Origin of the sequence: Candidatus Uabimicrobium helgolandensis, assembly GCF_041508025.1 — a bacterium.
Taxonomy (GTDB): domain Bacteria; phylum Planctomycetota; class Uabimicrobiia; order Uabimicrobiales; family Uabimicrobiaceae; genus Uabimicrobium; species Uabimicrobium helgolandensis.
In genome coordinates, this window is sequence record NZ_CP165719.1 from 1,228,103 (window position 1) to 1,241,704 (window position 13,602).

7 protein-coding genes are annotated in these 13,602 nt (G+C 36.4%); 2 read left to right on the top strand and 5 right to left on the bottom strand.

Annotation, left to right across the window (positions count from 1 at the left end):
* Nucleotides 1-801 precede the first annotated feature (801 nt).
* The 4 genes from leuS to tal form a co-directional block, all read right to left on the bottom strand.
* The gene (leuS, locus tag UABHE_RS04440; RefSeq protein WP_372369023.1) at nt 802-3,378 is read right to left on the bottom strand and encodes a leucine--tRNA ligase; all 2,577 of its coding nucleotides are present in this window, start codon (nt 3,376-3,378) and stop codon (nt 802-804) included.
* A gap of 140 nt (nt 3,379-3,518) precedes the next feature.
* Nucleotides 3,519-5,525: a TIGR04283 family arsenosugar biosynthesis glycosyltransferase gene (locus UABHE_RS04445; protein WP_372369024.1), complete on the bottom strand. Its 2,007-nt coding sequence runs from the start codon at nt 5,523-5,525 to the stop codon at nt 3,519-3,521.
* Complete coding sequence (locus tag UABHE_RS04450) at nt 5,518-7,071, bottom strand: hypothetical protein (protein ID WP_372369025.1); 1,554 nt, start codon at nt 7,069-7,071, stop codon at nt 5,518-5,520. Before UABHE_RS04450 ends, UABHE_RS04445 begins: the two co-directional genes overlap by 8 nt.
* 8 nt (nt 7,072-7,079) lie before the next feature.
* Entirely contained in the window at nt 7,080-8,180 is a 1,101-nt protein-coding gene (gene tal, locus UABHE_RS04455) for a transaldolase (RefSeq protein ID WP_372369026.1), read from the bottom strand.
* Between the two features lie 251 nt (nt 8,181-8,431).
* Here tal and UABHE_RS04460 point away from each other — a divergent pair, with 251 nt between their 5' ends.
* Nucleotides 8,432-9,073, top strand: a complete 642-nt coding sequence (locus UABHE_RS04460; RefSeq protein WP_372369027.1) for a hypothetical protein — start codon at nt 8,432-8,434, stop codon at nt 9,071-9,073.
* 136 nt (nt 9,074-9,209) lie between these two features.
* Here the strand turns inward: UABHE_RS04460 and UABHE_RS04465 are convergent, their stop codons facing one another.
* A complete protein-coding gene (locus tag UABHE_RS04465) occupies nt 9,210-11,339 on the bottom strand; it encodes a thioredoxin domain-containing protein (RefSeq protein WP_372369028.1) in 2,130 nt (709 codons plus the stop codon).
* Between the two features lie 404 nt (nt 11,340-11,743).
* Between UABHE_RS04465 and UABHE_RS04470 the strand changes: the two genes are divergently transcribed.
* On the top strand, nt 11,744-13,408 hold the full coding sequence (locus UABHE_RS04470; protein ID WP_372369029.1) for a tetratricopeptide repeat protein: 1,665 nt from the start codon (nt 11,744-11,746) through the stop codon (nt 13,406-13,408).
* Nucleotides 13,409-13,602 lie beyond the last annotated feature (194 nt).

The window sequence follows — 13,602 nt, forward strand, 5'->3', positions numbered from 1 at the left end:
ACTCTGTGAACGATCTCCGTGACAGTTTCGGCTGTTGTAGTTATTGGTTTCCAATAAGGAGGGGAAAGGTTTCTTATGGATATATACCTAGTATAGCGGTAGTGCGTAGTTATTTTATTCCCACTAGTTGGGGGGACGTACTGTGGTAAATGGGAGTGGCAACGTCGGTGAAGTTAGCCGTTCCATGTGACCTAGCGCCTAAAGTGTGGGTATCTGTAAGTACAGATGAGACAAGGACTTAAGTATTTACTTAGCGCTTCGACAGGGATCATTATTCCACAAGTAGTGCTGGTAGTAATTCCTATCTTTGTAAATTTGACTCTTCTGACTATTTTGCGCAGTCGAAATAAAAGCTCCATCTAATAAAATTAGATGGAGCTTTGTTTTTATATTCAAAACAAATTCATACAACACCTAACACCTCATCCGCAAATCTAAAAACAACCTCTCTTAAAAAAAATACTTACATTTGTAAATATCTTGTCAATTAGTTTGTGTTTGCCCAAATTAGATATTTGTATGTAGAGGGTTGATTGTGTCGAATTCTTCTTTGTCTTTGGTTTTAGGCCATACATGGTATCTTTGAAATCGGGCTCGAAAAAATATTTTGTATAATAATAGGCCTAGTAATATCTATAAAATCAAAGTGTCACTTTAATAGATCAGGCTTCGGAATATAAAAAATCTGAATCAATTGAGGTTGTACTACGCCAACCTTTTCTTGCAACAACGCTCTTTAAGGTCTTTTATTAATTAGGTTTGAGAAACTTCACCTATTTCATTAGGTGAAGCTTTACTTACTTATAGAACAAAATTAACCAATTTGTTCGGAACAACAATTACACGTCGTACTTCTTTTTGCAGATGCGATTGTACTTTTTCATCTTCGCGAGCAATCTTCTCCAGCTCGTCTTTTGAAAGTCCTTTCGCTACTTTTAACGAAGCGCGAAATTTACCATTCACTTGTACGACAAGAGTAATTTCTTCGTCGACAACGAGTTTTGGATCATACTTTGGCCAAGATTGTTGACATACACACGAATCATTGCCAATAAGTGACCACAGTTCTTCGGTAATATGTGGCGCAAGTGGCGAAATCAACTTTAGCAATATTTCTGCGCATTCCTTGTTGATATCCTTACCACCAAGTTCATTTACTAAGATCATAAGTTGCGAAATAGCTGTGTTGAAACGTAGTTTTTCTAAGTCGTTCGTTACTTTTTCGATGGTTTTGTGAAGTAACTTTTCAATATCTTTATCTAGTTTTCCTTGTGATGTAACTGACTCGTTTAGATTACCATCGCGATCAAGAAATAACGACCATACTTTACGCAAGAAGCGATAAGTGCCTTCAATTCCGTTATCATTCCATGGCTTTTCTTGTTCTAAGGGGCCCATAAACATTTCATACAAACGCAGTGAGTCAGCACCATAGTCGCGGATAATATCATCGGGATTTACAGTATTGCCTATAGATTTTGACATCTTTTCCGCTTTTACTTCTAATTCATGATCTCCACGATAAGCTTTTCCTTCTCTCCATTCTACATCATCTGTAGAAACAAAGACTTCTAATTTTTCACCGCTGTCTTTATCGTAAGCAACTTGACCACTATCTTCTACTTGCCATTTTACATTTTTGTGAGAGACAAATGCGCCTTTTTCATTTTTATAATAGCGGTATGTGTAGCCTAGAATCATACCTTGGTTAAACAATTTTTGAAAAGGCTCTTTGGTGGTAACATATCCTAAATCATAGAGAACTTTATGCCAAAAACGCGCATATATTAAGTGAAGAACAGCGTGCTCTGCACCACCTATATACAAGTCCACTGGCATCCAGTAATTTTCTTTTTTCGCATCGCAGAAAATTTCTTCATTGTCTGGATCAAGAAAACGCAAGTAATACCAACAAGATCCTGCCCATTGCGGCATAGTATTAGTTTCGCGTAGATACTTATTGCCATCTTTGTCTTGGTATTCTAACCATTCTTGCGCTTTTGATAGTGGAGCTTCTGGCGTTCCAGTTGGCTTAAAGTCAGACATTTCAGGTAAAACTACTGGCAATTCTTTTTCACTAAGAGGCTGCGGCTCGCCTTCTTTATTATAAACAATTGGAAAAGGTTCTCCCCAATAACGCTGTCTAGAAAATAACCAATCGCGTATTTTATAATTGGTTTTTGCCTCGCCAACAGCTTTTTCTTCTAGCCACTTTATCGTCGCAGCTATACCAGCTTCTTTTTCAAGACCATTAATATCAAGGCCATCATTATTTTCTGAGTTAATATAACGCTCTTCATCGTTAGTGATGGCAACAATCGGCAAATCATACACTTCTGCAAATTCATGATCGCGCTCATCACCATGAGGAACGCACATAATCGCTCCCGTACCATAAGTGGCAAGTACATAATCGGCAATCCAAATAGGAACCTCTTCTCCGCTCGCAGGATTAATAGCATAAGCTCCTGTAAAAGTACCCGTTTTTTTCTTGCTAAGCTCGGTCCGCTCTAAATCTGACTTTAAAGACGATTGTTCTTTGTATTTTTCTACAGTTTCTTTACAATCTTTTGTTGTGATTTTGGCAACAAGAGTATGCTCGGGAGCAAGAACCATAAAAGTTGCTCCGAAAATGGTATCGGGACGCGTTGTATATACACGCAATTTTTCATCGCATCCTTTGATGGCAAAGTCAATTTCTGCACCTTGTGATTTCCCTATCCAATTGCGCTGCATCTCTTTTAGACTCTCAGGCCAATCTAAATCGTCTAAATCCTGTAGTAACTGCTCTGCATATTTAGTTATTTTTAACATCCACTGTTTTAGCGGACGACGTTCTACTTTATAGCCTTTGTTCACTTGTTCTGGCACTTCTTCATTTGCAAGAACGGTGCCAAGTTCAGAACACCAGTTGACAGGTACTTCTGCAACATAAGCAAGGCCTTTTTTGTGTAGTTGTAAGAAAATCCACTGTGTCCATTTGTAATATTTTTGGTCGGTTGTGTTTATTTCGCGATTCCAATCGTAGGATAAACCAAGTGATTGGATTTGGCGTTTGAAATTAGCAACATTATTCGCCGTTGTTTCGCGAGGGTGTTGCCCCGTTTTAACAGCGTACTGTTCTGCAGGAAGCCCAAAAGCATCCCAGCCCATTGGATGCATAACACTAAAGCCAGCCATTCGTTTATAACGTGCTACAATATCAGTAGCCGTATATCCTTCAACATGTCCAACGTGTAAACCGGCCCCTGAAGGGTAAGGAAACATATCTAATACATAGTACTTTGGTTTTCCTTCTTCTATTTCACTTTTAAATACATCGTTTTTTAACCAATGTTGTTGCCACTTTGGTTCAATTTTTTGAAAATCATATCGCATATTATATCCTTTACTCAGATCGTTAGCTGTATGTTCTAAAACTAACAATATACTGATCTGTTGTTGAGTCTCTCTTTATTAAACTATATAGATTTGTTATTTCTTTGCTAAAAATTTTTTTATTTAGAGCGTGCAACACTCTATTCATCATACCATCGCCGTAATAATTGATGAGGAAGCCCGAAATAAAAACAAACGACAATACACTGGTTTATAAGCCAAGTACGCCAAGGTCCTGATCGTTCCCATTTGCGTGCTGAAGTTAGCATTTTTAGTGGGGAAATTTCTATTTTTCCCAATTTGCGCAAACGCATGACAAAAACAAAATCTTCTAAGATAATAATGGATGGAAATCCCATAGTTTTTTCAAAAACACTGCGATTTACAAAAATACCTTGGTCGCCGTAAGGTATGTTCAAATAACGAGAACGGCGATTTATTCCTGTTTCCATTTTTTTTATTTGAATATCATCTGAGTCGAGTTCAATCGTAAAAGCGCCTGCCGAAATATTTTTATTATTCATAATTCTACGCACTTCAGAACTAAAGTTTTTTGGAAGTTGACTATCGGCATGTAAAAAAAGCAAATGGTTACCCTTCGCATGTTGAGCGCCATAATTCAATTGTTTATATCTTCCTTTTTCACAAGATAATACTTGCACATTTTTAAATGTTCTGGCAATGGTTACTGTTTGATCTGTGCTTCCACCGTCAACGACAATACATTCTATATTTTTACCAACAACGCTTTGTAAACATCTTTTTATGTGTTGTTCTTCGTCAAGGCATGGAATAATAACTGAAATTTTAGATGCAATGTTTTCTGCGCTATTGTTTTTGACATTTTTCCATACATATAAATCTTCTGGTAAGTCAACATCATTTAAAATAGGAAGAAGTTTATATGGCATTTTTTGCTGTTTGGCTGCGGCCAAAGTAGCTTCAAGAACGGAAGAACTTCCCCACGAAATATTAGCAAAAATTTGCGGAAAACGTTTTGTCATAGCGATGAGATAATAACCACCATCAACGGCAGGACCAATCACTAAGGGGTATGATTTTAAGTGCAAAAAAGTTAATCGCAAAGTTTCCTCGTTTACTTCAGGACAATCAGCGCCAGTAATTACGCAATACTTTACTCCCTCAGTAAAGCTTTGAGAAAAAGCTTGGTACATTTTTTGTCCTAAGTCTTGTCCAACTTGCTCCCTCAATAATACATCATCGCCAAGCCAGTCGATCATTTCCTGTTTACTTCCGCCGAAGAATCTTACCTCTAAAGAGCTATCATTTTTTTGAGAAAATGTGTGTAAGTGATTGACTATAAACTCTGTCATTTCGCGTTGTAAATTTGCCGCCCCTTCTTTTCCTAGCGCTGGAATCATGCGCGTTTTTGATTTCCCAGGTAACGGATACTTACTAAACAAAATAACGCGCTTTTTTTGCTCACGCTGTTTGTGTTGTGAGTCAGAAATTGCATACTTAAATATAGTAGTGAGTATTTTATAACCTGCACCAATTACTCCAGATACTGTTCCTGATATCTTAGAAATTCCAATGCGTTTGTGGTAGTCGACAGCTACATCCGTGACCGGTATTTTTCGTATGGCAGCTTTGATTTGCATTTCTACTGTCCAGCCATAGTTTAAATCTTGCATTGAAAATGCAGTAAGAGTTGTGTAAGAAATCGCGCGAAAAGGGCCTAAATCAGTATAGCGAACGCGCCACAATGCAAATATTAAGTGGCAGGATAGCCAATTACCAAAACGCGCTTGCGGAGTAAGAGCGCCACGCTCCCTTTTTCCTAAAACGCGTGATCCAATCACCATTTCTACTTCGCCTGCAATAATCGGTTCAACTAAACGGTTCATTTGTTGAGGGCGATCACTATAATCACCGTCGACAAACACCACAATGTCAGGATTATCTAAAACAGACATACCCTTTAAACAAGCAGCACCATAACCTCGAAGTGGTTCGTGAACAACGATCGCTCCATTTTTTTTGGCAACTGCGGCTGTATTGTCAGTGCAACCATTATCAACAACAATGACATTGCGTACCCAGTTAGGCATATCCTGAAGTACTTTGCCTATGGATAGTTCTTCGTTTAGAACAGGAATAATTACATCTATATTATGTTTATACATCGTTTTCAATGGTAAAAAATAAGTTTTTTAATCCCACCAGTAAATCTCCATTAATGTGATAACGAAGAACGCGACGTTTCTTTTCTTTAAGTGCTTGGTAGTCACCAGCGGCTTGTGCTTCTATTAGAGTATTAAAGTCATAGTTTTCACCTGGTACACCTATTTTTTTGTCTGTAGTGTGGGTTATTTGCAAAAATACTCCACTGTTATTGTCACCTTTGTGTAATTGGCCTGTTGAATGCAAAAATCGCGGCCCAAAACCAACTGTTGTCGCTATATTGTTTTTATCTTGTACATAGCATCGTATTTTCTGTAAAACATGGGTAATTTCTTCATCATAAGGAAGATATGCCATGACGTTGAAGTAATCACCTGGACGAATACTTGAAAACAAAGAATTCAGAAAGCCGTCGACGTTATTTTCTTCAGAGATATTTGTTGCGTATAACTCAAAGCTGTCATTGATAATTTTTGGCGCTTCGGATGAAGTTTCTTTATTTTGTTGCATTAGCTCGCGTGCTTTTATTTTCGCCAACTCCACATCTGGTTGATCAAAAGGATTAATTTCAAGTATACTTCCGCAAACAGCTGTTGCTACTTGCCAGCGTAAAAACTCGCCTCCAATGTCGGTAGTATCCTCAATTGGAATGTGAAATACTGGATGACCACTTGGAATCTGTGGAATATTTCCAGTTGTTAGACAAATAAATACGCGATCATTACTATAGTCTGAGGTGAGAGGTTCGCCAATAACAGGTAGTACTCCCTTTTCTAATTTTCCTGTGCTTTCAGCGACAAGCTGTTCTACCCAGTCTCCAAAAGAAACTAAATTTTCAGGAAGTACAAATGTGAGTTTGTTTTTTCCTTGTAGTGCTAATGTTCCTAACGAGATACCTAAAGATACAGGAGAAATGCTACTTGAAGTATCTGTACAAGAGGCTTGCATATTACAGGCACTATTTAACATTTTTTCTAGGGGAGCGCCTATGAGAGCTGCAGGAACCATTCCAAAAACAGTAAATACTGAATAACGACCACCAACATCTGAAGGTGCAAAAAATGTCTTTAAAAACTGTTTTTCTTTAGCAATGTTTTCTAATTTTGACCCTGGATCAGTAATGGCAATGAAATGTTTTCCTGGAGTAGGAGAAATTTTTTCAACTTCGGAAAAGAAAAACTTATACAAGCTGAGAGTTTCTATTGTTCCACCTGACTTACTCGATACAACAAAAACTGTTTTGGACACATCTATCTTTTCCAAATACTTAGATATTATTTCGGGGTTTGTTGTGTCTACAATAAGTAGAGATGGATAGCCTTCTTTGTTCCCAAATATTTTCATGAACACTTCGGGAGCTAGACTGCTACCTCCCATACCCAAAAGAACTACTTGCGAAAACTTCTGACGTACTTCATTTGCAAAAGCACAGAGTTCTTCTAAACTTTGTTGAGTAAAAGAGATGCTATCTAGCCACCCTAAACGTTCACTTACTTCTTCCAAGTTCACTTGATCAAATTTCCATAAACTAGGATCTTTTTTGAGCAATTTAGTTACTATTTTTTTTTTTCGTTTAGATTGTGTTTTTTGTCTTCTAATGTTTTCATCAAAGAAGCAAATGATTTACTAAAAGATGCGATTCCATCTTCTTTTAATTTGCTCGCAATATCTTCTAAATTAATATTGAGTTTTTTTACTTTTGCTAAAACACTACCGATTTCTTCTATATTTTTGTCAACCCTCGCTCCTGGATTACCATGGTCGCGAAAAGCGTCTAAAGTATGTGGTGGAACAGTATTAACTGTGTTTGCTCCCATTAATTCTTCCATATAAAGAACATCCCGGTACGCTGGGTTTTTTACTCCAGTACTCGCCCATAACAAACGTTGTATACGTGCACCTTTGTTTTGCAGTTTTACAAAACGGTCACTACTATAAAACTCAAGAGATTTTTGATATACATCTTTAGCGTAACTTATGGCAACTTTGCCACCAAGTTCTGAGTTCTCAGGAAGCAATTTGTCAACAGCTGCATCCATGCGACTAATAAAAAACGAAGCAACAGAAGCAACAGAACCTAGATCGCCACCTCCTTGATCTAGCTGCTCTAATCCCTTAACATAAGCTTCTGCAACATCAAAAAAGTCCTGGGTTGCAAACATAAGAGTTACATTTACATTGATACCAAGTGCTATAATTTGTGTAATAGCGGAAAGCCCTGCTGTCGTTGCAGGTACTTTGATCATCACGTTCTTACGATCTACAGCTTGATACAAGTGTTTTGCTTCTTCAACCGTTTTTTGAGTGTCATGTGCTAAATCAGGGGATACTTCGATGGAAACATAACCATCTTCTCCATTTGTTTTGTCATAGACACCTTTTAACAAATCAGCTGCATCACGTATATCTTCAATAACCAGAGCTTCGTATAGCTCGTGTGTTGACATTTGTGGATTCTTTTGCAGATGCTCATTTATCATATGATCGTAGTCGTTGCTACCGCCAATAGCTTTATCAAATATTGTTGGGTTTGATGTAATACCTACAATTTCTCCTGTATCAATCATCTGTTTTATTTTATCTAACAAAGAACGTTGTATGTTGTCGTACCAAATGCTTTGTGAAAAATCTTGCACTTGTAAAAGAGGGTTTGCCATGACGTATTCCTTTAGCCCTGTATAAAAAAAGTGGCATTAGCTTATTATTCTTAAGCTAATGCCTCACATTTAAGATTGCTTTAAATCTAAAATCTCACGAGGAGGTAATATTATAAACAATCATTATTTTTTGCAATTACTTTTCGCAATTTTCTTTATCGCAATTTTCTTTATCGCAATTTTCTTTATCGCAATTCTCTGGATCACAATTCTCTGGATCACTGCAATCTAGTTTTTCTACTTTAGCTGTTGTGTTAGCTACTGTAGTAGCAGTTTCACCTTTAGACTTGCAGCAAGACTTAGCTGTTGTGTTAGCTACTGTAGCAGTAGCTTCGCCTTTAGATTTACAGCAAGACTTAGCTGTTGTGTTAGCTACTGTAGCAGTAGCTTCGCCTTTAGATTTACAGCAAGACTTAGCTGTTGTGTTAGCCACTGTAGCAGTAGCTTCGCCTTTAGACTTACAGCAAGACTTAGCTGTTGTGTTAGCTACTGTGTTAGCAGCAACTTCGCCTTTAGATTCGCAAGACTTAGCTGTTGTGTTAGCCACTGTAGCAGTAGCTTCGCCTTTAGACTTACAGCAAGACTTAGCTGTTGTGTTAGCTACTGTGTTAGCAGCAACTTCGCCTTTAGATTCGCAAGACTTAGCTGTTGTGTTAGCCACTGTAGCAGTAGCTTCGCCTTTAGACTTACAGCAAGACTTAGCTGTTGTGTTAGCTACTGTGTTAGCAGCAACTTCATCTTTAGACTTACAGCAAGACTTAGCTGTTGTGTTTGCTACTGTAGTAGCAACTTCACCTTTAGATGCACAACATCCTTCGGTAGTCTTTGCAACTGTAGCTTTGTTTTTAGAAGCACAGCAGCCAGATTTGGCTGCGACATTTGTTGTATTTTGAGCTGATTTAGAACATTTAGGAGTTGACTGAGAAAAATAGCCATCTTCCATATGAGTGTAATAACCTACGGTAAAAAGTGAAACAACCAAAACGGCTGTTAATAACGCTGCGGTTTTCATTTTGAAACCTTTCTATACTAGTGAGAGAAAAATTTACTATACTCAGTAAACAATTTACTTACTTCATCTTCTGTGTGTGCTGGCTGTAAACATGTCTTACCAACACAAAATAACGCAGATACTTCTTTTATCTCTTTTCTCGTTTCCAAGATAGGCCAGTTTTTATCTTTTACTTTTTTCAGATCTACGACTGTGGCAAGAAAATGATTTTTACGACATGCGGCTAACAAACCACTATTTTCTTTTCCTGTAACTATTATAGTCATTTCTCCACGCTGCCTTGCGAGATGAGCTGTTAAAAGTGTCCCAAGCGAAATACTAATTCTACTAGCAACATCACCAAGAATCTCTATTGACTTTTCAGCTGTAGATAAATAATTTCGTTTACCAGTTACATTCCACAACCGTGTAAGTCCCAAAGCCATAGTTGAATTTCCGGAAGGATAAGCATTATCATATAAAATACGAGAGCGCAAAATCAGATCATCGCGACCAGCAGTAGTAGAATAAAACCCACCTTCTTCATGCGAAAGTTTTTGTATGGCTTCGTCCGCAATTTTTATTGCTCCATCGATTAAATCAGGATCACCTAGTGCATCAAATGCGTCCATTAACCCGCAAAGTAAAAATCCATAATCATTGATAAATGCTGGTATTCCAGCTAAACGTATTAGTCCATTCTTTTTATGTCTGGCCAACAATAATGAAGCAAGTTCGCGTGTAGCTGTAATGTATTCTTGCTTTTGAGTTAACCGGGCTCCGTGTGCAAATGCAGATAAAGCAAGTCCATTCCACGAAGTCAGTACTTTATTATCAAGGTGAGGACGAGGTCTTGTCTCGCGTTCTTTTAGTAAGGCAGGGTAGTATTTTTCCCAGGATAATCGTTTTTCTATGGATTTTGTACTATGAATATCTTTTGCAAGAGAAGTTCCACGAGGAAAAGGTATATGTGTTGTTACTGGTTCCTTGTGCCCAAACCTATTTTTATGTACTTCAGCTTTTTTTAAATTCCAATCTTCGGCCAATTTTTTTGCTTCCTCAGGAGAAACTACTTTTGTAAGTAGTTCTTCGTTCCAAGCATAAAAACTACCTTCGCCACCAGGGTCATCAGCATCTTCTGCACAAGCATAACCTGAAAAATCACCATTGTTAACTATACGTAAATCGCGTAACATATATTCAAGGGTTCTTTCCGCCGTACGTGTCAAGTCAGAACGCTTATACTGATCGCCTGCAATGAAGTAAGCAGTAGCGAGTAGTGCGTTGTCGTATAGCATTTTTTCAAAATGAGGTACACGCCATATTTCATCTGTACTATAACGATGAAAGCCACCACCAACCAAATCGTGTAAACCCGAATCTTGCATAGTTGTTAATATATTTAATGCTTGTTTTTTTGCAGCTTCTGCATCTTTAAGTAACAAAACTAAACGCAATGTTTGCGAGCTAGGGAACTTAGGTGCTTTTCCCCAAGCAGGATTTTTTTCATCGTAATATGCATTCAAGTTTTCTTGTAGCTCTTGCCAAATTTTAGGAGAAATCTCACTTTTGGGGTGTTGTTCATTTTCTTGCAAAAACTTAGTTAATTCACTGGCAATGTTGGTCACTTTTTTACGTTCTTTATTCCAAGCATCACTTATTGCTTTAAGTAACTTCATCCATTGTTCTTTAGGAAAAAACGTTCCGCCAAAAAAAGGTTTACCTTGTGGAGTGACAATGACGTTTAAAGGCCATCCACCTCGTTGGTTCATGGCATGCAAAGCACTCATATAAATATCATCAACTTCTGGTCTCTCTTCGCGATCTACTTTTATACAAACAAACTGCTTATTCATTAATGAAGCCGCTTCTTCATCTTCAAAAACTTCATGTTCCATAACGTGACACCAGTGGCAAGTAGAATAGCCAATAGAAATGATAATAGGCACATCGCGCTCTTTAGCAAGAGCAAAAGCTTTTTCTCCCCAGGGCAACCAATGTACAGGGTTGTTTTTGTGTTGCAAAAGATAGGGGCTACTCTCCTGTGCTAATTCGTTTTTATACATTTTTTGCTTTTTCTTCTCTTTATCGTTATCATTGTTGTTTTGCGCGCTACAATTGGTGAGCAAACATAACAAAAACACTATCAAGGATTTCTTGCAATACATTTTAAGAACTCTCTACAAAATGGAGATTTTATTTCTCTTTGGCAACCACAAATTTGATCTGTTAATCAGTTTTAATCTTTCTATTTCGATTAAAGGTTCAAAAAATTTATCTTAATAAATCTTTTTTTGTGACTGTGTGGTTTGTTTCTTTATTTTCAGTTAGTAATGCATCAATTGATTGGCTCTTTTGAGTTTTAGTTGCGTTGTTTCTTTAGTTACAAAATACTCACTTTGCGCCCTTAAAACGTCTTACTAAATTTTCAAAATAATCAAATTTAATTACAAAGATACTTAGTTGATGTACTACTAGGGCATGTCGACATTTAGGTTTTATTTACAAAATACACCTATAAAATGTTCTCGGTAATTATACTGTAAAACCCAAATCAAATCGAGGTTAAACCGTGCGAAAAGTCATTCTTTCAATATTTCTTTTTTTGTTTATAGGTATCTGTGTTTTTTATTCCTATAGTTCAAATTTGTATGGACCTTTTGTTTATGATGATATTTGGCAAATTGTTGATAGCCAAGATATAGATAGTTCGAGGTATCTAACATCTAACAATTGGCGCATAATTACAAACTTAAGTTTTTGGCTCAATTACAATTTAGGTTCTACATTAGAAGAGCGCAATGCTATAACTACTATTGGAAGCCACTCTACTTTTTGTTGGCATAGCACTAATATTATTTTACATTTTTTATGTGGTATTGTGGTGCTTTTATTTTGTAGACATTTAGGCTTTTCTTGGCAAATTTCTCTTGTTTTTAGCGGCTTTTTTGTTGTTCACCCTCTTGCAAGTGAAGCAGTCAATTACATTCAAGCTCGTTCCGTTATTTTACTCACGATATTTTTGATTTTATCTATAATTTATCACAAAAATACTAAATTATTTGTTCTATTTTCATTATGCACTATCTTTAGTAAAGAAGTTGGTTGTTTCTACGTTTTAGCAATGACTATTCTTTTTCATAGGAGAGCTATTTCTCGCCGTGTATATTTTCTTGTGTTCTGGTTTATTTTATTGACATTGTTATTGTTTCCGATGATCTTAGAGCGACTCACAAGTCTCAATCTATTCGACAACTCAGCACAACAAATTTTTGCTTTTTGGTACTATGTAAAGTTATTTGTTTATCCTTTAGCGCAAACATTTTCTTTTGATCATGCTGCGACTAATTTTTCAGTATTTAAATTACTTAGTGGTTTTGTAACCATAATCCTTACAGGGTTTTTTCTATACAAATGTACAGAAAAAAACGCATTCAATCTGTTTTTGGCTTCGTTAATCATTTTGATTCCATACTTATTAATTCCCACCAAATTTGCGATTGTAGAATACCGAGCTTATCCTTTGCTAGCTTTTTTCATTATGATTTTAGGGGCATTGTCGCAAATGTTCTGCTCATGGGTTACTTTAAAAATACATACTTTTTACAAAAAACCAGGAGTGGTACAGCAAAAGTTTCACGTGCACAAAAAAAAGTTTATGTATATTCTCGCGTATGCTGCCCTTACAAGCATTATTGTTTTATCTCTTTTATTTCTAAGTCAAGAAACTCGTAAACGATCAATGAAGTGGCAGTCAGCCGTATCGATATATGCTGATGCTGTTAACAAAGGTAGTGCACGCAAGAGTATTCATATTAACTTATGTGTGTCTTATGTGGCGACAGGTCAATTATTTTGGAGGAATGAACAGCAAAAAATAGCAATGAGTTATTTTTTACTAGGAGAACACACTATAAATAATTATATGAGACAAGTAAAAGAGATATCGCGTGAACATATGTTTAATCTTTATTTACAACTTCTTAAAATTTACGAAGTTAGAAAAGACTTTACAAAAATAATTTCAGTCATCACTCGTCTTAAAAAAGAAATTCCGGTAATGTCAAAAAAACATTCTATTTTAATGTTATTAGAAGCTGAAACATATTTCTACCAGCAAAAATATGCACAAAGTCAAGTTATTTTAACTAAATTAGATTCTTTCAAATTTACTAAAAACTTACAACAGCGTTATAATAATTTAGTAAGGAAAATACAACAAATACAAAAGAAATAAAGCACACAATCAAATAGAATATTTTGATATGTTCTAATTTGATAACGAACTTAACAGCGTGAGTAAAATATAAATTGTTCAAGTTACTTATGAAATAGTTATGCTTGCAATAATTACTCTTGACTTTTTATTTTGATACTTTACAATAGCTACAACTATCTCTTTTTACGACTCTAAGAGCTATAATTATATTA